This window comes from Streptomyces sp. NBC_01549 (assembly GCF_026339955.1).
Lineage (GTDB): Bacteria > Actinomycetota > Actinomycetes > Streptomycetales > Streptomycetaceae > Streptomyces.
Window position 1 is genome coordinate 514,347 of record NZ_JAPEPW010000002.1, and the last position, 24,154, is coordinate 538,500.

Below are 24,154 nucleotides of genomic sequence, written 5' to 3' on the forward strand. Positions count from 1 at the left end.
AGGACTCGGGCGGCGCGGGACGCGGCGCGCGCGTCACTTCCGTGTGGTGGGCCTCAGCAGCAGGCTGACCAGGGCCGTGGTCAGCAGCAGTGCCGCGGCCATCAGGGGGCTGACGCGCGGGCCGTGCAAGAAGCCCGCCCTCCCCGCGACCAGCGCGCCGAAGACCGCGACGGCCAGGGCACCGCCGAGCCGGCGGCAGGTGTTGAGGAGGCCCTCGCGGTTCCGGCGCGGTGGGCGGGGCGCTCAGGAACATCACCAGGCCGAGCACCGCGAGCGCCGCCGCCACTACCCGGGGCGCGCCGAGGCCGTCGTCGACGCCCTCACGGCCGCACTCCGCTTGAGGGGCCCGGGCGCGAGCATCTGCGCGACCTCGCGCACCGTCCCGGAGCTGTCCACGGCGCCCGGCGGCTCCGTGGATCCCCGTGCCTCGGTGGATCCCCGTGCCTCGGTGGATCCCGGTGTCGAGCTGTTGCTGGAGAGCCTGCGGCCCAACCCCGCGCACGTGGTCAGCCGCACCATGCGGATGATCGCCGGGTGCCGGGTGGGACGTCGTAGGCGACCAGGCGGGGCCGGTCGGCCCGCGGCGGGCGGGCGGCTTTCCTGAAGTGCCCCTCGGGTGACCTCGGCACGGGTGCGGCAGCACCCCGTACGAGAGCTCGGGGCGCGTCTCGTACGGGGTGGTCTCGGGCGGACGGTGCCGCGGTGGGTCAGGCCAGGGTCGCGGTGTCGATCACGAAGCGGTAGCGCACGTCCGAGGCCAGGACGCGCTCGTACGCCTCGTTGATCTTCTCGGCGGGGATGATCTCGACCTCGGCGCCGATGCTGTGCTCGGCGCAGAAGTCGAGCATCTCCTGGGTCTCGCGGATGCCGCCGATCAGCGAACCCGCGTACACCCGGCCCTGCATGATCAGCGAGAACACGTTCAGCGACAGCGGCTCCGCGGGAGCGCCGACGTTGACCATCGCACCGCCCACGGCGAGCAGGCCGAGGTAGGCGTCGAGGTCGAGCTTGGCGCTGACCGTGTTGAGAACGACGTCGAAGGTGCCGGCGAGCTGCTCGAAGGTGGCCGGGTCGCTGGTGGCGTAGTAGTGCTGGGCGCCCAGACGCAGGCCGTCGTCCATCTTCTTCAGCGACTGCGACAGGACGGTGACCTCGGCGCCCATCGCGTGCGCGATCTTGACGGCCATATGGCCGAGTCCGCCGAGGCCGATGACGGCGACCTTCTTGCCGGGGCCCGCGCCCCAGCGGCGCAGCGGGGAGTACGTGGTGATGCCCGCGCACAGCAGCGGGGCGGCCTCGTCGAGGCCGAGGCCCTCGGGGACGGTGACGACGAAGTCGTCGTTGACCACGACATGGGTGGAGTAGCCGCCCTGGGTCAGGGTGTCGTCGGCGTCGATCGAGCCGTAGGTGAGGGTATTGCCCTTGAGGCAGCACTGCTCCTCGCCCCGCAGGCAGGGCACGCACTCACGGCAGGAGTTGACCACGCAGCCGACGCCGACCCGGTCGCCCACGGCGTGCCGGGTGACTTCGGAGCCGAGCTGGGTGACGATGCCGGCGATCTCGTGGCCGGGGACCAGGGGGTAGGTCGCCGGCCCCCACTCGCTGCGGACGTTGTGGATGTCGGAGTGGCAGATGCCGCAGTACTTGATGTCGATGAGGACGTCGTGCGGGCCGACGTCACGGCGCTCGACGGTGGTCGGCGCGAGCGGTTCGGTCGCCGAGGTGGCGGCGTGTGCGGGGACGGTAAGCACGGTTCTCCAGTGGGGGGTGCACTTGAGGGGGTCATCGGCAGCCGGGTGGCTGCCGAAGTCAGGCCCTGGCCGACCGCTCCCCTGCGTGGCACCAGTCGCCTCGTCGTGGAGCCCGCCCGCTCGGCCGGGACGTTGTCCAGCAGCGCCGCAGTCAGCGCCGCGGCATGGGACTTGAGAGGGCCTGACCCCGGGGGGATCGCCGACAGGTCGCCGGGCCGGAGTGACAGGGACGGACCTGGGATGCTCCCGGGAAATGGGCTCTTCAACGAGCATCCTGCCTGCTCGCCCGGCCCGCATCCCGGCAGAACGTGGTGTGCAGGGGAGCGTGTTCAGGGGTGCGGCACAGCTCCCCGCGGTGCTGTCGCGCAGGTCCCGGGGCCTCCCCTCGCACGGGCGGGGGCGGTCAGCGCCGCGGTCAGGGCTGGACGAGCACCTTCAGCGCCTCACGGGCGGCCATCGCCCGATAGCCGTCGGGTACCTCCTCGACGCTCACCGTGCGGTCGAAGACGCGCCCGGGTTCGATCTTCCCCTCCATGATGTCGGGGAGGAGTTCCTCGATGTAGGCGCGGGCCGGAGCCACACCGCCGGTGAGGGTGATGTTGTTCATGAACTCCTGGAAGCCCAGCGGCACCTGGTCGTACTGCGGGGCGCCCACCCGGCTGATCGTGCCGCCCGCGCGGACCACGCCCAGCGACATCTCCAGCGCGGGCAGCGTACCGACGCACTCCAGCACCGTGTGCGTACCGTCGCCGCCGGTCAGCTCGCGGACGTGCTCGATGCCCTCCTCACCGCGTTCGGCGACGATGTCGGTGGCACCGAAGTGGCGGCCGAGATCGGTGCGGTCCTTGTGCCGCCCCATCAGGATGATCCGCTCGGCACCGAGCCGCTTGGCGGACAGCACCGCCGACAGCCCGACCGCACCGTCACCGACCACCGTCACGGTCGTACGGGGGGTGACGCCCGCCGTCACCGCGGAGTGGTGGCCGGTGCAGAACACGTCCGACAGGGTCAGCAGCGACGGCAGCAGGGCGGAGTCCTCCCCGACGGACAGCTTCACCAGTGTGCCCTGGGCCTGCGGCACCCGCACCGCCTCGCCCTGGCCGCCGTCCACTCCTTCCGCGGCCCAGAAACCACCGTGCCGGCACGAGGTGTGCAGGCCCTCACGGCAGAAGTCGCAGGTGTTGTCCGACCAGACGAAGGGGGCCACCACCAGGTCTCCGGTCTTCAGTCCGGACACCTCCGCGCCGATGTCCTCGACGACACCCAGGAACTCGTGGCCGATGCGGTCGCCCTGCTCGGAGGGCGGACGCGACGCGTAGGGCCACAGGTCGCTGCCGCAGATGCACGCCCGCAGTACGCGTACGACCGCGTCCGTGGGCCGCTGGATCCTCGGGTCGGGAACTTCCTCCACGCGCACGTCACCGGCACCGTAAATCAGAGTTGCTCGCATGAGTCTTTCCGATCGAGTCGTCCTGTACTTGCTCACAAAGCGTCGAAAGCGGCGACAGCGCCGCGTCCGGTGCGGAACAACCGGGAATCCAGGCGACTACCCCTTTCCGTCGAAGGGATATTCCGGCCGTCCGAAAAGTATGGGTCTCCCTATCGGGGCCCGCACTCTCGCGCCTGCCTGCGATGACAGGCTTCACCGGTCCCGCCGCGAGAACGCCGTACGCGGATGGGGAAGCCGTACGCGAATACGGCCCCTCGCGGGTCAGACCTTCCAGGAGCGCAGCTGGTCGGCGACGGCGGGGACGCCGACTCGGGTGTCGCGGATCTTGCGGACGAGGTCGGACAGGGCTCCGTAGGGCGGGTCGATGCCCTCGCTCGACTGGTCCATGTACTGGGCGGCGACGAACGCGGCGAACAGGCTGTTGCGGTGCGGCAGCGGCTCCAGGCGCACGATGGTGTGCATCAGCGCGGCCGCGCGCCAGGCCGGGTCCGGGTCGGCCGCGGCGAGCGTGGGGAGCTTGGTCTTGTGCCGGGCGACGGCCGCCACGAGCGCGGAGTAGTCCGACACGGACATGTCCTCGCGGGCGAGGGCGGCCTCCTGGACGTCGAGCAGCCAGGCGACATCGATGGTCAGGTGCATCAGGCGGCCGCGGACGCGTCCCGGCGCTCGGCGGGCGGCACCTCGTCGGGGAACGCGTCGTCGAACTCGCCGCGCAGGCGGTCGGCCCAGGCGGTGGCGCCGGCGACGAACTGCCTGCGCTGCATCTCCCGGACACCGAGGTCGTGCAGATACTGCTTGAGGCTCTTGCCGTCGGCCGCGGCGGCCGCGCGCACGCCCTCCAGCTCCTCTTCGGTGAAGGTCACGTTCAGTGATGGCATACACCGATGGTACCTGGTTGGTACCAGGGGCGCGAGGCTTCAGGAACGGCCGCGGGGACACTGCGGGAGGCGCCCGCAACCGCATCGCACGCGTCAGTACCGCGGGTCGACGTGAATCTTGGGTCCGAGGCCCGCGCCGTCGGGGCGGGCCCCGGCCAGGACGGCGCCGAGTGCGCCCAGGGTGACGGTGGCCGCCACCAGCGGCCTGGGGTCCACCGTGCCCGTCGCGTACTCCTCGATGGCCCGGGCGAGTCCCGCGGAGGCACTGAGGATGCCGACGGCCGTGACGTCCTTGAGGACGAGGGCGCGGGTGTCGACGGTGCTGGGAACGGCGGCCAGACCGATGTAGACCACGCGGCCGCCCGGTTCGACCAGTTCGACCGCCCGCGCCGGCAGGTCCGGCGCGTTCGTCGCGTCGATCACTCCGTCCCAGGGCAGGTGCGGCAACTCCTCGGCCGTCCACGCTCCGTGGACACCGAGTGTGCGGGCGAAGGCCAAGGAGGACCTGGTCACGCCCATCACGTGGACCTCGGCGCCGCGAGCCAGGGCGAACCGGGCCGCGAGCAGGCCGATCGTGCCGGGCCCGAGGATCAACAACCTTGCCCCCGGGGCCAGTTCGGCGCTCTCGACGGCCCGCAGGGCGTTGCCACCGGGTTCGGCCATCGCCCCGGCCATCGCGTCCACACCGTCCGGGAGGGCGTGCAGGGCGCTCGCGGGGACGGCGAGTCGCTCCGCCAGCGCGCCGTGCCAGCCGCCCCTGATCCCCACCTCGAAGCGGTCCTCGCACACGTGGTGGCGGCCCGCCGAGCAGCGCCGACAGCGTCCACAGCCGAGCATCGTGTCGCCGGTCACGCGCCGCCCGAGCCAGCGGGAGTCGACGCCCGGGCCGAGCGCGGACACCGTGCCGCACCACTCGTGACCGATGCGGATCGGGTAGCGCGCGTGCCCCTGGCGCAGATAGGCCATGTCACCGCTGAAGAACTCCATGTCGGTGCCGCACACTCCCGCGCGTTCGACGTCGACGATCACCTGGCCCGCCGCGGGAGCCGGGGCTTCGACGTCCTCGACGGAGGTCCGGCCCGGGCCGGTGACAACGAAGGCTCGCATGCGGTTCGGGTGTCCCTTCGACACGGCAGCTGTAGTTCGTGACTCGTGAGGTTCCTGTCATGCGATGGCCACTGCTGTGACGTTGTTCCAGCGGCGGTGGCAGGCCGTCGCGCGATGCTGGTGTCGGCGACGCCAGTTCGACCAGCGCAGGGCGTGTGCCGGATCGGTGTCCTGGCGGGGCCTTGGCAGGGCGAAGACCCGCAATAGCGCGAGGAGTTCGCGCGGGCTGACGGGCACCATGGCCAACTCGTCGTCGGAGTTGGCGGGGTGGGCGCGTTGCCGCTCGTGGAGGGCGCCGACGGCCAGAAGTGCGTAGGCGATCATTGACATGAGGCTCCAGCGGTGCCAGGACGTCCAGCAGGTGACCTGGCCGGTGTCGAGGTGGGCCAGGCCCTTGGCTCCCTGGAAGTCCTCCTCGACCCGCCACCTGCGGCAGACCGCGCTGACCAGCACCGATATCGGCTGCGGGTCGGGGTGCCAGGTCCGGTAGAAGGAAAGGGTGCCGGTGCGGCGGTGGCGTCGGACCAGGACCTGGCTGTGCCCGGCGGCCTGTCCGGGCGGCGCATCGTCGGGGTTCACGTCGATCATCGCCCAGTCGTAGAGCCGCTCGGCCTTGGTGCCATGGCCGGTCCTCAGCCGCATCCAGGCCCGCTTCGGCACCCGCTCCAGCAGCGCGGTGACCTTCTTCTTCCCGGCGCCCGGGGTGGTGACCCGGTGGCTGGTGGGTACCGCGATCGCGTAGCCGTAGCCCAGCGCACGGATCCGCGCACGCAACTCCCGTCCACCGTAGACCTCGTCGGCGGCCACCCACGCGGTGTGCACCCCCGAGGCGTGGGCGTCCTCCAGCATGTCGCCGGCCAGTTGCGGCTTGGTGGCGAACACCCTCTCGTCGGGCACCCCGACCAGCTCACGGCGCTCGTCGTCCGCCGCCCATGCCTCGCCCAGGTACAGCCGACGGTCGACCAGCGCGTGCCCCTCGGCACTCACGTAGGAGAGGTGTACCGCGACCTGGCACAGCCCGATCCCGCCCAGCGCCCCGGAGTACTGCCGGGCCGCGCCGACCGCGTCGAGGGACGACTTCTCATCGCCCGTCTCGTCCACCACCAACATCACCTCCCTCTCGCCGAGTTGCTCCACCGTCCAGGCCGCGACCGACCGGCGGACTGCCTCGGTGTCGAAGCGGGCCCTCGACAAGAAGTGCTGCAGGACATGCGGACCGCTGTGGCCGATCGCCTCGGCCAACGACCAGCAGTTCGCCGATTCCTTGACCATCAGCAGCCCAGAGACCATGTTCCGGCAGGTCAGCCGGGTCTCCCGGCGCGGGAAGCAGCTCGCGAACCGGCCCATCAACCCCTCGAACAACCCGTCCCACCCGGCGTGTACTACCGTGGCCTGCGCGGCCACCGCTTCTTGATTCTTCGTCACACAAGATCACGATGCCGGTGGCCGTACCCCTGCCGCAGGCACCCCACCCACCACGCTGGCCAGCGGCGATGCCTCACGCCTCACGAACTACAGCTGCCGTGTTCGAGTTCTCGGCCCACAGGATCTCGGTTACGGTGACGAAATTCCACGGTCCGGATCAGAATTCCGATGGCTGGAAGAGGTGGACGATGCGCGAGCCGCGCAGCGCGCAGTGGTACGCGGGCACCGACCGGAACGCCTACATTCACCGCGCCTGGATGCGCAGAGGACTGCCCGCGCACGCCTTCGACGGCCGCCCGCACATCGCGATCGCCAACACCGCCTCCGATCTGACACCGTGCAACGCGCATCTGAACGAGGTCGCCGAGAGCGAGTCCCACTGATCCCGACGCCGCGTGTCGGGGCCGGCCCGCGAGCCGGCCGAACGAATGACCACGGGTCGGATGGACAGGTCCCGGGCGCCGCCGCTCTAAGCTCGGCGCATGGCCAAGTATTTCGACGTGCACCCCGAGAACCCCCAGCAGCGCACTCTCAGCCAGGTGGCGGAGATCATCCGTGGCGGGGGGCTCGTCGCCTATCCGACCGACTCCTGCTTCGCCCTCGGGGCTCAGCTGGGCAACCGGGACGGACTCGACCGGATCCGCTCGATCCGCCGACTCGACGACCGGCACCACTTCACCCTGATGTGCCAGGACTTCGCGCAGCTGGCCCACTTCGTACGCCTGGACAACGCGGTGTTCCGCGCGATCAAGGCGTCGACTCCGGGTAGTTACACCTTCATCCTCCCGGCGACGAAGGAGGCACCACGCAGGCTGCTGCACCCGAAGAAGAAGACGGTCGGCGTCCGGATTCCCGACCATGTCGTCGCCCGGGCGCTCCTCGCCGAACTCGGTGAGCCGCTGCTGTCGAGCACCCTGCTCCTGCCCGATCAGGAGAAGCCGCTGACCCAGGGCTGGGAGATCAAGGAGGAACTCGACCACGTGGTGGACGCGGTCCTCGACTCCGGCGACTGCGGTGTCGAGCCGACGACCGTCATCGACTTCTCGCAGGGCGAGCCCGAGATCGTACGGCGAGGGGCGGGCGATCCCTCCCGGTTCGAGTGAGCGGGATGAACCCGCGGTGGCGCGGGCGCCGATGGCCTCGAAGATCGTGGCGGGCGAGCCAGCCGGTCACCATGCGGGACCGCTGACTTTCCAGATCCGGGTGGCGACCTGGAGGTTGAAGCGGCTGTCCACCTCGTCGAGCCGACGGCCACTGACCTCTCTGATGCGCTGCAACCGGTAGCGGAGTGTGCTGCGGTGCACGGCGAGGGCCTGTGCCGTCTCGTCGTAGTTGCCGCCGTGGTCGAAGTACCGGGTGAGGGTGTGCACCAGGTCGGTGCCGTGGGCGTCGTCGTAGTCGAGGAGCGCGCCCAGCCATTCGCGGACGAAGTCGGTGACGTCCCCCGCGTCCTTGTCCCGGGCCAGGATGCGGTAGAGGCCGAGTTCCTCGCAGGTCGTGGTGCCATCCGGGGGGTGGGACTGGCGGCGTACGGCGAGTGCGCGGACGGCCTGGTCGAAGGAGCGCGGGATGTCGGCCACCGCCTCGCACAGGCTGCCGATGCCCACCGCGCCACGCGTGGAGCCCACTTCGTCGGAGAGCGCCTCGTACAGACCCGAGTCGCGCGGCTCGCCCCGGACCACGAGCACCGCCATGTCCCCTCGCCGGGCCAGCAGCGACCGCAGGCCCAGCGCCTGCGCGGCACGTCCCACCGCTCCAAGGAAGCGGTCGTCGGCGGCCGTTGCCCACCACTGTGCGACCGTGACGTGGTGCGGTCCGTGCAGGTCATGGCCGACGGCCTCGGCCCTGGCGTACGCGCCGCCGTCGTCGGCACCGGTGAGCAGGTCGTCCACGAGTTCCCGGCGCAGCCGCAGTTCGGCCTCCGCCAGACTGCGGCGGTGGGCCAGTTCCAAAGACAGTGCCGTGCACGCGTGTTCGAGGGCGAACATGTCGGCCCCGCCCGCCGTGCCGTCGGGGTCGATGAGCGCGATGATGCCGAGTACCTCACCGTGATGGCGGGCCAGTCCGATGAGGCGTCCCTCGTGGCGGATCGGGCCCAGCTCGCGCATCGCGTCATGCATGAGCTGCTCGCGCCGGAGCGGATCGGGCTTGGTGTCGGACTCGGGCGGCACCGGCCCCGCCTGGGCCAGGAGGTTTCCGAAGCGGTCCTCGACACGGGTGGCGAGGCCGGTCAGCTCGTACACGGCGGCTGCGATGCCGTGCTCCCCCTCGTCGGTGACGGAGGTCCGGGCGAGGACGTCGTGCACGGTGCGCTGCCCCTCCAGTTCGGCCACCAGCGCGGTGAGCCGTTCGTTGACCGCGTCCCGCTCCTCGATCGCCCGGAACAGCTGCCGGGCGTACTCGCGGTCACGGCTGCGGGCCTCGGCGTTGTAGAGCGCGGCGCCGGTCGGCTGGGCAAGGGCGTAGACGAGGAAGCGGTCCTCGTCGGGAGGCGGTTTCCCCGCGCTGACCAGCAGGTAGCCGAGCAGGCCGCCTGAGCTGCGCAGGCCCACCGCCCAGCCCCAGCCGCCCTCCCGGAAGCGGACGGCGCCGTCCTCCCCGCCCAGCGAGGTCAGCTGTTCGACCGGGTCGGGCAGATCGCGCGGTGCCCGGCCGCCCAGGGTCCGTGTGCTCGGCGTGGCCTCGAGCTCGAAGCGGCCGTTCCTGAGCATGTAGCAGCCCTCGGGCCGGCAGTCGAGGAGGCGGGGCACCTCGTCCATGGCCAGCTGGAGGATCTCGTCCACCGGACGGCCGTCGAGCATGGCCACGGCCAGCACGAACACGTCGTACAGGCTCGCCGACTGCTTGCGTCCCCAGCCGGCCAGGGCAGTGGTCGGCGCCCGGCTGCCGAGGCCGCGTGGTGCGCCGCTCTGGTGCGCCGCACCGGTCGCGTCGTCGGCCATGCCAGGCATGCCGCAATATTAGCTTTCGCGGCTTTTCATCGCTTATCGCACGGGTCACGCGTGCGGCGGAACGCCGCCCGGGAGCCGGGTCGGCTCCCCGTGCCGGGCGAACGGAAGGCGAGGCCCGCGCCGGGCGAGCGGAAGGCACGACCCCCGCCGGGCCTGTAGGGGCGCGCCCGTCCCGCGGCGGTCTCCTGCACTCCCAGGTGGAGAAGAGGGGCCGGATTTCGCCCTGCCGGGAGCAGGCGTCGTCCTTCGTCCCGTCACACCCTGGCTAGGACGGAACCCACGACCCATGTCCGCCCGCCGACGCCCGCGGACACGCGACCTCACCTGAAGACAACCGCCGCCACCGGAGACGGGCGGACGCCGGGGGTGGCAGGCGAAGGAGTTCCTCATGGGCAAGGCAGTCGGAATCGACCTGGGCACCACCAACTCGGTGATCGCCGTATGGGAGGGTGGTGAAGCGACCGTCATACCCAATGCCGAGGGCTCACGTACCACGCCCTCCATCGTCGCCTTCACCGACAGCGGCGAACGGCTGGTGGGCCAGCTCGCCAGGCGTCAGGCGATCCTCAATCCCAAGGGCACCATCTACTCGGCCAAGCGGTTCATCGGCCGCCACTTCGACGAGATATCCGACGAGGCCAAGGCGGTGGCGTACGACGTCGTCGAGGGCGAGGGCGGAGTCGCGCGCTTCAAGGTGCGCGACAAGCTGTACGCGCCGGAGGAGATCAGCGCGCTGGTGCTGCGCAAGCTCGCCGACGACGCCGGCAAGCAGCTGGGCGAGAAGGTCACCGAGGCCGTCATCACCGTGCCCGCGTACTTCAACGACGCCCAGCGCCAGGCGACCAAGGACGCCGGGCGCATCGCGGGGCTCGAAGTACTGCGGATCATCAACGAGCCGACGGCGGCGGCGCTGGCGTACGGCATGGACAAGAAGCAGCACGAGACGGTGCTCGTCTTCGACCTCGGCGGCGGCACCTTCGACGTGAGCATCCTTGACGTCGGTGACGGGGTCGTGGAAGTGCGCTCGACCGCGGGCGACAGCCACCTCGGCGGCGACGACTTCGACCGTCGCCTCGTCGACCTGCTCGCGGACGGCTTCCAGAAGGAGAACGGGATCGACCTGCGCAAGGACCCGCAGGCGCTGCAACGGCTGTTCGAAGCCGCGGAGAAGGCCAAGACGGAGCTGAGCTCGGTCACGCAGACGCAGGTCAGCCTGCCGTTCATCACCGCGGACGCCGCCGGCCCCAAGCACCTGACCGAGACGATCATGCGGTCCACGTTCGAGAAGATCACCGCCGACCTGGTCGAGCGGACCATGGAACCGGTCAAGCAGGCGATGGCCGACGCCAAGGTCAGCGCGAACGACATCGACGAGGTCATCCTCGTGGGTGGCTCGACGCGCATCCCGGCCGTGCAGAGCGTGGTCCGCCGGCTCACCGGTGGCAAGGACCCGAACATGAGCGTCAACCCCGACGAGGTCGTGGCGCTGGGCGCCGCGATCCAGGCGGGCGTGCTCAAGGGCGAGGTCAAGGACGTCCTGCTGCTCGACGTGACCCCGCTGTCGCTGGGCGTGGAGACCCGCGGCGGTGTGATGACGAAGGTCATCGACCGGAACACCACGATCCCGGTCCGCCGCTCGGAGACCTTCTCCACCGCGGAGGACAACCAGGAGGCCGTGGACGTCGTCGTGCTGCAGGGGGAGCGCGAGATGGCCGCCGACAACCGGGTCCTCGGCCGCTTCCAGCTCAAGGACATCCGCCCGGCACCGCGCGGCGAGCCGCAGGTCGAGGTCGTCTTCGACATCGACGCCAACGGGATCCTGAACGTCACCGCACGGGACAAGGACACCGGCAAGGAACAGACCATCACCATCAGCGAGGGCTCCAACCTCGACCAGCGCGAGGTGGAGCGGATGGTCCAGGAGGCCGAGCAGCACCGCGGCGAGGACCAGGCGCTGCGCGACGCCGTGGACGCCCGCAACGAACTGGACGCCGTGGCCTACCAGGTGGACCGCCGGCTGAACGAGCTGGGTGAAGCGGTGCCCTCGCACGAGCGGGCCCGGGCGGACATGCTCGTCGCCGATGCCCGTGAGGCGGTCCAGCAGGAGGCCTCGCCGGACAAGGCCAGGCCGCTGACCTCCGAGCTGCAGCAGGTGCTGGCGTCGCTCGCCCAGTACCAGGCGGGCGCGGCCGCACAGGCCCGGGCCGGCGCCGGAACCGGGACGGAGGAAACAGCGGGCGCCTCGGCGGCATCCGACGACGACGTGATCGACGCGGAATTCGACAAGAGCTGAGGAGCGGTCATGGCCACCGAGCAGCAGCCGATGACGCCCCCGGAGCAGCCGGGCGAGACCCGTTCGCCGACGGAGCGGCCGGGCGCGAACCCGCCCTCCTCGCAGCAGCGGGCGGGCACGGACCCCTCGTCCGCGCACATGCCGGAGGCGGACGAGCAGGCGGCCGCCCTCGACGAGATGCGCGACCGCTGGCGCCGCGCGCTCGCCGACCTGGACAACCTCCGCAAGCGTCACGCGAAGGAACTGGAACGCGTGCGGGCCGAGGAGCGCGCCCGCACCGCCGGGGCCTGGCTGCCCGTCCTCGACAACCTGGAACGGGCGCTGGCCCACTCCGACTCCGACCCCTCCGCCGTGCTGAAGGGCATCGAAGCCGTACGCGACCAGGCGGTCGAGGTGCTGCGCGGTCTCGGCTATCCCCGCTACGAGGAGGTCGGGGTGCCCTTCGACCCGACCCTGCACGAGGTCGTCGGGGTCGTCGACACCCCCGACGCCGAGCCGAACACCGTGGCCCAGGTGGTGAGCCCGGGCTACGGGGCGGACGGGAAGCAGTTGCGCCCCGCCTTCGTCATGGTCAGCAAGCGGCAGGAGTGACGCCCCATGGCACGCGACTACTACGACGTGCTCGGGGTGCCGCGCACCGCGAGCGCGGAGGAGATCCAGCAGGCCTTCCGCAAGCTGGCACGCAAACACCACCCCGACATCAACAAGGACCCGGGGGCCGAGGAGCGCTTCAAGGAGATCAACGACGCGTACAGCGTGCTGTCCGACCCCGAGACCCGGCCGCGCTACGACCGCTTCGGTGAGAACTTCCGGCAGATCCCGCAGGACTACGACCAGCGGGTGGCCGCGGCGGCGGGTGCCCGGGGCGGCTGGAGTGCAGGCGTCGGTGGGGCTGGAGGCGCCCGAACCCGGGTGCGCCACCGTACGGCCGACGGCGCCGACTTCGACGGCTCCGGCATCGACTTCGAGGACCTGTTCGGCGGGGTCTTCGGACGCGGCGCGGGCCGTGGTGGAGGCGGTTGGGGGCCGGTGCCGGGCGCCGACCAGGAGGCCGAGATCCAGCTCTCCGTCGAGGAGGCGTACCGGGGCGGCAAGCGCGGCATCACCCTGGGCGGCCCCGACGGGCAGCGCACCTACGACGTCAACATCCCGCGCGGTGTGGTGGACGGGCAGCGCATCCGGCTGGCCGGAGAAGGCGGCAGGGGCAGCGCCGACGCCCCGGCGGGCGACCTGTATCTGCGGGTGCGGATCAAGCCCGACGGGCGGTTCCGGCTGGAGGGCCGCGACATCCACGTCATCCTCCCGGTGACGCCGTGGGAGGCGGCACTCGGCGCGACCGTGCCGGTGCCCACCCCCGGCGGCACGGCAAAGGTCACCGTCCCCGCTGGCTCCTCCAGCGGCCGGCGGCTGCGGCTGCGCGGCGAGGGCATGCCCAACCCGCGCGGCAAGGACGGCGACCTGTACGCGGAGGTCCGCGTCATGGTGCCGCCCGAGCCGGCCGCCCGCGAGCGTGAGCTCTTCGAGGAGCTGGCCGCCGTGTCCGCCTTCGACCCGAGGAGGCCCCGATGACCACCGCCCCCCGTCCCGGTGGTGCGCACCGCCGTACCGCCACCCCAGTACCCCGGCCGACCCTGAACATCGTGGTCCGCGCCGCGCCGCTCGGGCCGCCCCATCGGCTTGGTCTCGACGCCGTCGCCACCCGTTCCGGTCTCCATCCGGATCTCGTACGCCGGTTCGTCGCCCTCGGTCTCGTCGACGCCACCCGGGACGCCACCGGGCGGCTGTGGTTCGAGCCGTCCGCTCCCGCCATCCTCGCCCGCATCCAACGACTACGCGCCGCGCTCCCCCTCAACTACGCCTCCCTGGGTCTGGTGCTGGATCTGCTCGACCGGATCAGTGAGCTGGAGGACGCTCTGAGGCGCAGCAACGCCGGCTCCAGGAGTGATGAATCGTGGATATGAACCGGCTCACCCAGAAGTCCCAGGAGGCGCTGCAGGAAGCGCAGACCATCGCCGGCCGGCTGCACCAGACCGAGGTCGACGGCGAGCATCTGCTCCTCGCCCTGCTCGACCAGCCGGACGGCCTGATACCGCGGCTGATCGACCAGGCGGGCGCCGACACCCGAGGCCTGCGCACCGCACTGAACGAGGAGTTGGCCCGCAGGCCGAAGGTGACGGGCCCCGGTGCCACCCCCGGGCAGGTGTACGTCACTCAACGGCTCGCGAAGGTACTGGACTTGGCCGAACAGGAGGCCAAGCGGCTCAAGGACGAGTACGTGTCCGTCGAGCACCTGGTGCTGGCACTCGCCGACGAGGGGTCCCGCACGGCCTCCGGCCGGCTGCTCAAGGAGTACGGCATCACCAAGGACGGGTTCCTGTCCGCGCTGACCCGCATCCGCGGCAACCAGCGCGTCACCTCGGCGACGCCCGAAGCGGCGTACGAGGCGCTGGAGAAGTACGGCCGTGATCTGGTCGCCGAGGCACGCGGCGGCCGGATGGACCCGGTGATCGGCCGGGACGCGGAGATCCGTCGGGTCATCCAGATCCTGAGCCGCAAGACGAAGAACAACCCCGTCCTCATCGGTGACCCGGGCGTCGGCAAGACCGCCATCGTGGAGGGACTCGCCCAGCGCATCGTGCGGGGTGACGTCCCCGACGGGCTGCGCGACCGAACGATCTTCTCGCTCGACATGAGTTCGCTGGTGGCGGGCGCCAAGTACCGCGGCGAGTTCGAGGAACGGCTGCAGGCCGTACTGAGCGAGGTCAAGGCGGGCGAGGGGCGCATCCTGCTCTTCATCGACGAACTGCACACGGTCGTCGGCGCGGGCGGCGGTGCCGAGGGCGCAATGGACGCCGGGAACATGCTCAAGCCGATGCTCGCGCGCGGCGAGCTGCACATGATCGGCGCCACCACCCTCGACGAGTACCGCAAGTACGTCGAGTCCGACGCGGCCCTCGAACGCCGCTTCCAGCAGGTCCTGGTGGACGAGCCGAGCGTGGAGGACACCATCTCCATCCTGCGCGGACTGCGCGAGCGCCTGGAGGTCTTCCACGGTGTGAAGATCCAGGACACCGCGCTGGTCGCGGCGGCGACCCTCAGCCACCGCTACATCTCCGACCGGTTCCTGCCGGACAAGGCCATCGACCTGGTCGACGAGGCGTGCGCGCGGCTGCGTACCGAGATCGACTCCATGCCCGCCGAACTGGACGAGATCACCCGCCGGGTGACCCGTCTGGAGATCGAGGACGCGGCGCTCGCCAAGGAGACCGACGCCGCCAGCAAGAAGCGACTCGATGAGCTGCGCCGCGAACTGGCCGACCTGCGCGCCGAGTCCGACGCGATGCACGCCCAGTGGGAGGCCGAACGCCAGGCCATCCGCCGTGTGCAGGAGCTGCGCCAGGAGCTGGAGCAGGTCCGGCAGGACGCCGAGGAGGCCGAGCGCAACTACGACCTCAACCGGGCCGCCGAACTGCGCTACGGCAGGCTCACCGAACTCGAACGCCGTCTCACGGCCGAGGAGGAGGCGCTGGCCGCCAAGCAGGGCGAGAACCGGCTGCTGCGCGAGGTCGTCACCGAGGACGAGATCGCGGAGATCGTCGCGGCCTGGACCGGCATCCCGGTCACCCGCCTCCAGGAGGGCGAGCGCGAGAAGCTGCTGCGCCTCGACGAGATCCTCACCGAGCGGGTGATCGGCCAGGACGAGGCGGTCAAGCTGGTCACCGACGCGATCATCCGGGCCCGCTCCGGGATCCGGGACCCGCGCCGGCCGATCGGCTCGTTCATCTTCCTCGGCCCCACCGGGGTCGGAAAGACCGAGCTGGCCAAGGCGCTCGCCGCGGCGCTGTTCGACTCCGAGGAGAGCATCGTCCGCCTGGACATGAGCGAGTACCAGGAACGGCACACCGTCAGCAGGCTGGTGGGAGCGCCTCCCGGATACGTCGGCTACGAGGAGGGCGGCCAGCTCACCGAGGCGGTGCGCCGCAAGCCGTACTCCGTGGTCCTGTTCGACGAGATCGAGAAGGCCCACCCCGACGTCTTCAACATCCTGCTGCAGGTCCTCGACGACGGCCGCGTCACCGACTCCCAGGGCCGCACCGTCGACTTCCGCAACACCGTGATCATCATGACGTCCAACATCGGCTCCGCCCACCTGCTGGACGGGGTGAGCGCCGACGGCGAGATCAAGTCCGACGCGCGGGCGCTGGTGATGGGCGACCTGCAGCGCCACTTCCGGCCCGAGTTCCTCAACCGCGTCGATGACATCGTGCTGTTCAAGCCGCTGGGCATGACCCAGATCGAGCGGATCGTGGAGCTGCAGTTCAACGACCTGCGCCGGCGGCTGGCCGAACGGCAGATCGCCGTCGAGCTCACCGACTCCGCCCGCGAACTCATCGCCAAGCAGGGCTTCGATCCCGTGTACGGAGCCCGGCCACTGCGCCGGTACGTCTCGCACGAGGTCGAGACGATGGTCGGCCGGGCGCTGATCCGCGGTGATGTGCAGGACGGCTCGACGATCCGCGTCGACGCCCAGAACGGCGAACTGGTCGTCACCTACGGCGAACGGGCCGCACCGGACGTGCGGAGAGCCGCGTGAGTGCGGTGACCACGAGTACGAGCACGAGCACGACGGTCGTCTGCGACCACTGCGGCCGCAAGAACCGGGTGCCCACGGCGGCCCAGGGCACGCCGCGCTGCGGGAACTGCAAGTCCCCGCTCGCGTGGATCACCGACGCCGGCGACGCGGACTTCGGGGAGGTCGCCGAGCAGGCGAAGCCGTGCGTCGTCGTCGACCTGTGGGCCACCTGGTGCGGGCCCTGCCGGATGGTCAGCCCCGCGCTCGAGCAGGTCGCCCACGAACTCGCCGGGCGGGTCAAGCTGGTCAAGGTCGACATCGACCGGAGTCCGCGGCTCGCCCAGCGGTTCCAGGTGCAGGCCGTGCCGACGCTGCTGCTGCTCGACAAGGGAGAGGTGATCGCACGCAAGACGGGAGCGGCGCCCGCGCCGGCGCTGAGGCAGTGGGTGGAGGAGACCCTGGCCGCCCGCCACTGATCCCCGCCGCCCGTAGCTGGACGCACCTCAGGCTCCGCCTGGCCTGAGGGCGCGTCGGCTGCGACTGCTCGCCGGGCAGCACGCCGGGGGGATCGGCCGGAGAGGTCCTACCGGACAGGTCCTAGTCGGAGAAGACCCGCGCCTCCGCGTCCGCGGTGATCTCGGCCGGAGTGGGCGGGGTGTTCAGCAGGGCGGTGATGCGTTCGGCGGCGGGGTCGCCCGTGCGGGGCCCGGTGGCACGGGCCGCGTCGATGTCGTACGAGGTCTGCCGCAGCTCGACGTCCGGGCCGAGCAGGGCCCAGAAGGCGGTGCCCGGCGGGCCCTCGTGAAAGGGGAGCCCGACGCTGCCCGGGTTGACGCTGCGCCGTCCGGCGACGGTGCGGTCGAACTGGAGGTGCGTGTGCCCGGTCACGATCACCGCCTCCTCGACGTCAGCGGCCAGTTCCGCGAAACGCCCGGCAGGCGTGGCGGGTGTGATCAGCTCGGTGTCGCCGCGCGGCGATCCGTGGCAGAACCGCACGGGTCCCAGCCCGACGACGTCCACGACGACACTGAAGGGGATCTTGGCGAGGAACGCGACACTCGCGCCCGAGTGCTGCCGCGGCACCCACGCCTCGCGCTCGGTGCTCGGCCGACGGACCCCGCGGTGAATGTCCACGACGGCCCGCTCCCCGTTGCCCCGGACGAACAGGGCCCGTGGCAGCGCGGTCATCAGCTCCACCGTACGGTCGGGTTCGGCGCCCCAGGTCAGGTCTCCGCACGAGACCACCAGATCGACGGCGGCCTCCTCGATCTCCGCAAGGACCGCGGTCAGCGCCGGAACGTTCGCGTGAACGTCGGAAACGACCGCGACCCGTCGAACGGGACCATGGCGGCGCCCCGGCCCCTCCCAGGCGCCGGGGCCGTACAACGTCGTGTCCATGATTGACGGTAGCAACCGCGCCCGGTGCCGGACCGGACGTTCTACCGAAAACGTCGCCGCCGAAACCGTCGCCACCGAACCGGTCAACGCCAGTCGGGAGCACCCGAGGCGGGCGACAGCAGGGACTCGAGCTTCATCCGCATCTCCCGCATGACGGCGACGATTCGGGCCTCGTGCTCCTCGGTGAGCCGGGCCACCGGGACCGAGCAGCTGATGGCGTCGACGGCCGGCATGTCGTAACGCAGGGCGAAGCCGAAGCCCGCGACGCCGGGCACCGTCTCCTCGCGGTCGATGGAGTAGCCGCGCTCCCGTACCTCCGCGAGGTCCGCGAGCAGGGTGGCCGGCTCGGTGTGCGTGTTCTCCGTGAGGGCGGTCAACGGCCCAGCGGGAAGCGGGAGTTCATCGTCCGGACGCTCGGCGAGCAGAGCCTTGCCGAGGGCTCCGGCGTGCGCCGGGACCCGTCGGCCGACCCGGCTCAGGGTGCGCGCGTACTCGTGGGACTCACGGGTCGCGAGATAGACGACGTCCGCACCGTCGAGGCGCGCCAGGTGGATGGTCTCCCCCAGCGCGTCCGAGGCTTCGTCGAGGTAGGGGCGGACCACCCGGACGTGCCGGTCGCTGTCGAGATAGCTGGTGCCCGTGAGCAGGGCCCGGATCCCGATGCCGTACAGCGAGCCGGTGGTGTCGGTACGCACCCAGCCGCGGTCGACGAGGGTCTGCAGCAGCTGGTACATGCTGCTGCGCGGCACCTCCAGCCGAGCGGCGAGTTCGTCCAGCCGGGCCGGCCGGTCGCCCCGCCCGGCGAGCAGTTCCAGCAGCGCGACCGTGCGGGCCGCCGACTTCACTTCTCGCACACCACTGCTCTCCGGCATGGGCCCATCGTAAATCCGCCGTGCCGCACCTATTGACCCCGCGCGTTCACGAACCTAGCCTCCATCTGCATACATAGATGCCATCTGCATATGGGGACAGAGTTCATGACACAGTTCAGTGCGGCCACCGAGGGCGTAGTCAAGCGACTGCGGGACGGCATGGCGGGCGGAGTGCTGTCCTTCCCGCTCACCAGCTTCCGGGAGGACGGCGGCCTGGATCTCGAGGCGTACCGCGCTTACCTGACCGCCCAGTTGGACAACGCGCCGGGCGCGGTGTTCCCCGCCTGTGGGACCGGGGAGTTCTTCTCGCTGGACGAGGACGAGTACCGCGCGGTCGTCGGGGCCACCGTCGAGGTCGCCGATGGACGGCTGCCGGTGGTCGCGGGCATCGGCTACGGCTGGGCGCAGGCGCTGCGTTTCGCACGGATCGCGGAAGAGGCGGGCGCCGACGCCGCGCTGGTGCTCCCCCACTACCTGGTCGCGGCCCCGCAGGACGGCCTCGTGGAACAGCTGCGGCGGATCGCCTCCGGCACCTCTCTGCCGCTGATCGCCTACCAGCGCGGCCAGGTCGCCTTCACCGCCGACAGTCTGCGCCGGATCGCCGGCATCCCCACGGTCATCGGCCTCAAGGACGGGCACAGCGACCTCGACCGGCTCCAGCGCCTCACGCTCGCGGCGCCCGACGGCTTCCTCTTCTTCAACGGCGCCTCCACCGCCGAGATCCAGGCCCGCGCCTACGCCACCGTGGGCGTCCCCGCCTACTCCTCGGCGGTGCACGCATTCGCACCCGAGATCGCGAACGCCTTCTTCGCCGCCCTGCGGGACGACGACGACGCGGGGGTGACCAAGCTCCTGCGCGACTTCTACGTCCCGCTCGTCGAGCTGCGCGACCGGGTGCCCGGCTATGCGGTGTCGCTGGTCAAGGCCGCCGCCCGGCTGCGCGGTCTGCCGGTCGGCCGGGTCCGCGCTCCGCTCACGGACCCGGGCCCGGAGGACCTCGCCGTGCTGGCGAAGGTGCTCGACGACGGTCTGAACGTGGTGGGAGCCGTAGGGCTGTCCGCCTGACAGACGACGTCATCTGACATCTGTCATCTGTCATCCGCCATTTGTCACCCGTCACCCGTCACCCGTCACCCGGTCCAACAGTTCAAAGGGGAACTGAAACGTGCCGCTCCTCGTAGTCGGGATCAGCGTTCTGGTCCTGCTGCTGCTCATGACCAAGCTCAAACTGAACGGCTTCGCCGCCCTGCTGCTGGTGGCGGTCGGCGTCGGTCTGGTCCGTGGGATTCCGCTGGAGAAGATCCCGGACGTCCTCTCCGAAGGCATCGGCGGCCAGGTCGGTGACACGATGCTCACCATCGGGCTGGGCGCCATGGTCGGCCGTGTCATGGGGGATTCGGGCGCCGCCCAGCGCATCGCCGGCAAGCTCCTCGACGCCTTCGGCCCGCGTGGCGTCCAGGTGGCCATGGTGGTGACGTCGATGCTCATCGGCGTGACGATGTTCTATGAGGTCGCCTTCATCATCATCGTGCCCATCGCGTTCACCCTGGTGCGGGTGACCGGCGCAAAGCTGCTGTGGGTCGGGCTGCCGATGTCGATCGCCCTGTCGACCATGCACAGCTTCCTGCCGCCCCACCCCGGCCCCACCGCGGTGGCCGCGACCTTCCACGCGTCCGTCGGTCTGACGCTGTTCTACGGCCTGTTCATCGCCGTCCCGGTCGGCGCGCTGATCGCCCTGGTGTGGCCGCGGCTGCCGTTCATCAGGGCGATGGATCCCACGATCCCCCAGGGCCTGGTCAGTGAGCAGGTGTTCGAGGACGAGGAGATGCCCGGGCTGGGCTGGTCGCTGGGCGTGGCCCTGTTCCCCGTGGTGCTGATCGCCGGTGCCGCCGTGACCGACATGGCCACTTCCGGTTCGGGCCCGTTCCTGCACTTCGTCGCCTTCATCGGATCCGCGCCGATCGCGCTGTTGCTGACCCTGCTGTCGGCGATCTGGGCGTTCGGTCCGCGCATGGGCCGAAGCCTCGCGGAGGTCAGCGCCTCCTGCAACTCCGCCGCCCAGGCGATGGCCATGATCCTGCTGGTGATCGGTGCCGGCGGCGCCTTCAAGAACGTCCTCGTCGAGGGCGGGATATCCGACTACATCAAGGACCAGACGCAAGGCTGGTCCATCTCGCCGATCGTCCTCGCGTGGCTCATCGCGGTCATCCTCCGGGTGGCACTGGGCTCGGCGACGGTCGCCGTCGTCACGGCCTCCGGCGTGGTCCTGCCGCTCCTGGCGGGCAGCGGGGCGCATCCCGAGATGATGGTGCTCGCCGTCTGCTGCGGTTCGATCGCCTTCTCCCACGTCAACGACCCCGGCTTCTGGCTGTTCAAGGAGTACTTCAACCTCTCGGTCGTCGAGGCGATCAAGGTCCGCACCACGTACACGACCGTGCTGGCCGTCCTCGGTCTGGGCGGTGTCCTGGCGGTCGAGCAAGCCCTCGACGTCCTCAGTCTCTGACCCCACCCCCCGATCACCCCCGTACCCAAGGACTTTGAGACGCATGAGCAAGAGCCAGCCAACCGTCACCGCCTTCGCCGTCTACCCGGTCGCCGGCCGGGACTCCATGGAGCTGAACCTCTCCGGCGCGCACGGCCCCTACTTCACCCGTAACGTCGTCGTCCTGACGGACTCCGAGGGGCGTACCGGTCTCGGTGAGGTCCCCGGCGGGGAGAAGATCACGCGGACACTGCGCGACGCCGAGTCCCTCGTCGTCGGGGCGAAGGTCGGTGACTACAAGCGCGTCCTGCGCGAGATCGGGGACCGCTTCGCCGACCGCGACGCCGGTGGACGCGGCGCCCAGACCTTCGACCTGCGCACCACCGTCCACGCCGTCACCGCCGTCGAGTCGGCGCTGCTCGACCTGCTGGGGCAGCACCTCGACGTACCCGTCGCGGCGCTCCTGGGGGACGGGCAGCAGCGCGATTCCGTACGGGTTCTCGGCTATCTGTTCTACGTCGGTGACCCCGACCGCACGGATCTGGAGTACGTCCGCGCACCCGACGCGGCCGAGGACTGGTATCGGATCCGGCACGAGGAGGCACTGTCACCGGAGGCGATCGTCCGGCAGGCCGAGGCAACCCACGACCTCTACGGCTTCCGGGACTTCAAGCTCAAGGGCGGTGTCCTGGCGGGCACGGAGGAGGTCAAGGCCATACGGGCGCTCAAGGACCGCTTCCCCGAGGCGCGGATCACCCTCGACCCGAACGGCGCGTGGTCGCTGCGCGAGGCGATCGAGCTGTGTGCGCCCCTGGTGGGGACGCTCGCCTACGCCGAGGACCCCTGCGGAGCCGAGGGCGGCTATTCCGGGCGGGAGATCCTCGCCGAGTTCCGCCGCGCCACGGGCCTGCCGACCGCGACCAACATGATCGCCACCGACTGGCGGCAGCTGACCCACGCCCTGGCCCTGCAGTCGGTGTCCATCCCGCTGGCCGACCCGCACTTCTGGACCATGCAGGGCTCGGTGCGTGTGGCGCAGCTGTGCAACGCGATGGGGCTGACCTGGGGTTGCCACTCGAACAACCACTTCGACATCTCGCTGGCGATGGTGACGCATTGCGGGGCCGCGGCTCCCGGCGCGTACAACGCCCTGGACACGCACTGGATCTGGCAGGAGGGCCTGGAGCGCCTCACCGTCGCGCCGCCGCGCATCGTCGACGGGGAGATCGCCGTGCCGGACGCGCCCGGTCTCGGTGTCCGGCTCGACATGGAGCGGCTCCTCGCGGCCCACGAGCTCTACCGGGAGAAGGCGTTGGGGGCGCGGGACGACGCCGTCGGGATGCGTTACCTGGTCCCCGGCTGGGAGTTCGACAGCAAGCGTCCGTGTCTTGTGCGCTGAGCCTCCCTCAATCCCTCATGTGAGACGGACTGTTGCCCATTCACCCTTCCGGGTGAGGACCCGCGCCTGACAGACTCCGGAGGGTGCGCGACTTCGACATGCTTGTCATCGGATCCGGCCCGGGTGGTCAGAAGGCCGCCATCGCCGCGGCCAAGCTCGGCCGCCGGGTCGCCGTCCTCGACCGACCCGACATGGTCGGTGGGGTCTCCATCCACACCGGGACCATCCCCTCCAAGACCCTGCGTGAGGCGGTCCTCTATCTCACCGGCCTCACCCAGCGCGATATGTACGGCCAGAGCTACCGCCTCAAGGAGGACATCACCGTCGCCGACCTGACCGCGCGCACCCAGCACGTGGTCAGCCGCGAGGTCGACGTCATCCGCAGCCAGCTGTCCCGCAACCACATCTCCCTGTTCGCCGGCACCGGCCGCTTCGTGGACGACCACACGGTCGCCCTGGTCGAGGCGAACGGCAACGAGAAGCTGTTGACGGCCGAGCACATCGTGATCGCTACCGGCACCCGGCCGGCGCGGCCCGCGAGCGTGGCGTTCGACGGGCAGACGATCATGGACTCGGACAACGTTCTCAACCTGGAGCGGGTGCCGCGCTCCATGGTCATCGTCGGGGCCGGGGTGATCGGCATGGAGTACGCCTCCATGTTCGCGGCCCTCGGCAGCAAGATCACGGTGGTCGAGAAGCGGGCCGGGATGCTCGACTTCTGCGATGTCGAGGTGATCGAGTCGCTGAAGTACCACCTGCGGGACCTCGCGGTCACCTTCCGCTTCGGGGAGACGGTCGCGGCGGTCGAACGTCATCCACGGGGCACTCTCACGATCCTGGAGAGCGGCAAGAAGATCCCCGCGGACACCGTGATGTACTCTGCAGGCCGACAGGGCCTCACCGACGAACTCGACCTGGACAAGGCCGGGTTGTCGGCCGACCCGCGCGGTCGCATCAAGGTCGACGAGAACTACCGCACCGAGGTGCCGCACATCTACGCGGTGGGCGACGTGATCGGCTTCCCGGCCCTGGCGGCGACCTCGATGGAGCAGGGCCGTACGGCGGCGTACCACGCCTTCGGTGAGCCGGTGCACCCGATGCACGACCTGCAGCCGATCGGCATCTACACGATCCCCGAGATCAGCTTCATCGGCCGCACCGAGGACCAGCTCACCGAGGAGTGTGTGCCCTTCGAGGTCGGTATCTCCCGTTACCGCGAACTGGCCCGGGGCCAGATCATCGGCGACTCGCACGGCATGCTCAAGCTCCTGGTCTCCCCGGACGACCGCAAGCTGCTCGGCGTGCACTGCTTCGGTACCGGGGCCACCGAGCTGATCCACATCGGGCAGTCGGTGATGGGCTGCGGCGGCACGGTCGACTACCTCGTCGACGCGGTGTTCAACTACCCGACACTGGCCGAGTCCTACAAGGTCGCCGCCCTGGACGCCACCAACAAGATCCGTCAGATAGACCGCCTCAGGGACTGACCACCGCCAGGCCCCGGCACAGGTGGGACCCGGCACGGGCAGAACTGGCACGGGTGAGGCCCGGGTTGCCTGGTAGGGCGCCCGGGCC

Annotated in this window: 21 protein-coding genes and 1 pseudogene; 13 read left to right on the plus strand and 9 right to left on the minus strand. The window is 70.6% G+C overall.

Annotated elements, in window-relative coordinates:
• The first annotated feature begins 46 nt into the window (after positions 1–46).
• Positions 47–604 (plus strand): hypothetical protein, encoded by a 558-nt coding sequence (locus OG819_RS36935; RefSeq protein ID WP_266653454.1) that lies wholly within the window; start codon positions 47–49, stop codon positions 602–604.
• A 103-nt stretch (positions 605–707) separates the two neighbouring features.
• Here the strand turns inward: OG819_RS36935 and OG819_RS36940 are convergent, their stop codons facing one another.
• The 6 genes from OG819_RS36940 to OG819_RS36965 form a co-directional block, all read right to left on the minus strand.
• Positions 708–1,751 (minus strand): NAD(P)-dependent alcohol dehydrogenase, encoded by a 1,044-nt coding sequence (locus OG819_RS36940; RefSeq protein ID WP_266653456.1) that lies wholly within the window; start codon positions 1,749–1,751, stop codon positions 708–710.
• A gap of 415 nt (positions 1,752–2,166) precedes the next feature.
• Positions 2,167–3,201, minus strand: coding sequence for an alcohol dehydrogenase catalytic domain-containing protein (locus OG819_RS36945; RefSeq protein ID WP_266633464.1), 1,035 nt, complete (start codon positions 3,199–3,201; stop codon positions 2,167–2,169).
• 261 nt (positions 3,202–3,462) lie between these two features.
• Complete coding sequence (locus tag OG819_RS36950) at positions 3,463–3,840, minus strand: toxin Doc (protein WP_266653458.1); 378 nt, start codon at positions 3,838–3,840, stop codon at positions 3,463–3,465.
• The gene (locus OG819_RS36955) at positions 3,840–4,079 is read right to left on the minus strand and encodes a hypothetical protein (protein ID WP_266633461.1); all 240 of its coding nucleotides are present in this window, start codon (positions 4,077–4,079) and stop codon (positions 3,840–3,842) included. The genes OG819_RS36950 and OG819_RS36955 overlap by 1 nt, the downstream gene beginning before the upstream one ends.
• Before the next feature lie 93 nt (positions 4,080–4,172).
• On the minus strand, positions 4,173–5,186 hold the full coding sequence (locus OG819_RS36960; RefSeq protein ID WP_266633459.1) for a zinc-binding dehydrogenase: 1,014 nt from the start codon (positions 5,184–5,186) through the stop codon (positions 4,173–4,175).
• A 57-nt stretch (positions 5,187–5,243) separates the two neighbouring features.
• Positions 5,244–6,611 (minus strand): IS701 family transposase, encoded by a 1,368-nt coding sequence (locus OG819_RS36965; RefSeq protein ID WP_266647750.1) that lies wholly within the window; start codon positions 6,609–6,611, stop codon positions 5,244–5,246.
• A gap of 188 nt (positions 6,612–6,799) precedes the next feature.
• Here OG819_RS36965 and OG819_RS36970 point away from each other — a divergent pair.
• Both OG819_RS36970 and OG819_RS36975 read left to right on the plus strand, forming a co-directional pair.
• Positions 6,800–6,982, plus strand: a pseudogene (locus OG819_RS36970) (dihydroxy-acid dehydratase); the annotation flags it as partial.
• A gap of 111 nt (positions 6,983–7,093) precedes the next feature.
• Positions 7,094–7,714 (plus strand): L-threonylcarbamoyladenylate synthase, encoded by a 621-nt coding sequence (locus OG819_RS36975; RefSeq protein ID WP_101406829.1) that lies wholly within the window; start codon positions 7,094–7,096, stop codon positions 7,712–7,714.
• A 66-nt stretch (positions 7,715–7,780) separates the two neighbouring features.
• On the opposite strand, the gene OG819_RS36980 is transcribed toward OG819_RS36975, so the two are convergent.
• Entirely contained in the window at positions 7,781–9,562 is a 1,782-nt protein-coding gene (locus OG819_RS36980; RefSeq protein WP_266653460.1) for a helix-turn-helix domain-containing protein, read from the minus strand.
• A gap of 388 nt (positions 9,563–9,950) precedes the next feature.
• Here OG819_RS36980 and dnaK point away from each other — a divergent pair, with 388 nt between their 5' ends.
• From dnaK to trxA, 6 genes are read left to right on the plus strand one after another with little or no spacing between them, the layout of a single operon-like run.
• A complete protein-coding gene (gene dnaK / locus OG819_RS36985) occupies positions 9,951–11,855 on the plus strand; it encodes a molecular chaperone DnaK (RefSeq protein WP_266653462.1) in 1,905 nt (634 codons plus the stop codon).
• 9 nt (positions 11,856–11,864) lie between these two features.
• On the plus strand, positions 11,865–12,446 hold the full coding sequence (locus OG819_RS36990) for a nucleotide exchange factor GrpE (protein ID WP_266633451.1): 582 nt from the start codon (positions 11,865–11,867) through the stop codon (positions 12,444–12,446).
• Positions 12,447–12,452: 6 nt separating this feature from the next.
• Positions 12,453–13,424, plus strand: coding sequence for a J domain-containing protein (locus OG819_RS36995; RefSeq protein ID WP_266653464.1), 972 nt, complete (start codon positions 12,453–12,455; stop codon positions 13,422–13,424).
• Positions 13,421–13,816, plus strand: a complete 396-nt coding sequence (locus OG819_RS37000) for a chaperone modulator CbpM (protein WP_266633447.1) — start codon at positions 13,421–13,423, stop codon at positions 13,814–13,816. The genes OG819_RS36995 and OG819_RS37000 overlap by 4 nt, the downstream gene beginning before the upstream one ends.
• Positions 13,807–16,449 carry an ATP-dependent chaperone ClpB gene (gene clpB / locus OG819_RS37005; protein ID WP_266653466.1) on the plus strand — a complete coding sequence of 881 codons (2,643 nt, stop codon included), beginning with the start codon at positions 13,807–13,809 and terminating at the stop codon, positions 16,447–16,449. Before OG819_RS37000 ends, clpB begins: the two co-directional genes overlap by 10 nt.
• The gene (gene trxA / locus OG819_RS37010; protein WP_266653468.1) at positions 16,446–16,904 is read left to right on the plus strand and encodes a thioredoxin; all 459 of its coding nucleotides are present in this window, start codon (positions 16,446–16,448) and stop codon (positions 16,902–16,904) included. Before clpB ends, trxA begins: the two co-directional genes overlap by 4 nt.
• Positions 16,905–17,025: 121 nt before the next feature.
• Here trxA and OG819_RS37015 read toward each other — a convergent pair whose 3' ends face one another.
• Together OG819_RS37015 and OG819_RS37020 are read right to left on the minus strand one after the other, a co-directional pair.
• Entirely contained in the window at positions 17,026–17,826 is an 801-nt protein-coding gene (locus OG819_RS37015) for a metallophosphoesterase (RefSeq protein WP_266633441.1), read from the minus strand.
• 83 nt (positions 17,827–17,909) lie between these two features.
• Positions 17,910–18,698, minus strand: coding sequence for an IclR family transcriptional regulator (locus OG819_RS37020; RefSeq protein ID WP_266633439.1), 789 nt, complete (start codon positions 18,696–18,698; stop codon positions 17,910–17,912).
• A gap of 105 nt (positions 18,699–18,803) precedes the next feature.
• Between OG819_RS37020 and OG819_RS37025 the strand changes: the two genes are divergently transcribed.
• The 4 genes from OG819_RS37025 (at position 18,804) to sthA (ending at position 24,066) form a co-directional block, all read left to right on the plus strand.
• Positions 18,804–19,763 carry a 5-dehydro-4-deoxyglucarate dehydratase gene (locus OG819_RS37025; protein ID WP_266633437.1) on the plus strand — a complete coding sequence of 320 codons (960 nt, stop codon included), beginning with the start codon at positions 18,804–18,806 and terminating at the stop codon, positions 19,761–19,763.
• Between the two features lie 100 nt (positions 19,764–19,863).
• Entirely contained in the window at positions 19,864–21,201 is a 1,338-nt protein-coding gene (locus OG819_RS37030; protein WP_266633435.1) for a gluconate:H+ symporter, read from the plus strand.
• Between the two features lie 43 nt (positions 21,202–21,244).
• Positions 21,245–22,579 (plus strand): enolase C-terminal domain-like protein, encoded by a 1,335-nt coding sequence (locus OG819_RS37035; protein ID WP_266653470.1) that lies wholly within the window; start codon positions 21,245–21,247, stop codon positions 22,577–22,579.
• 83 nt (positions 22,580–22,662) lie between these two features.
• Positions 22,663–24,066 (plus strand): Si-specific NAD(P)(+) transhydrogenase, encoded by a 1,404-nt coding sequence (sthA, locus tag OG819_RS37040; protein WP_266424233.1) that lies wholly within the window; start codon positions 22,663–22,665, stop codon positions 24,064–24,066.
• The last annotated feature ends 88 nt before the right edge of the window (positions 24,067–24,154 follow it).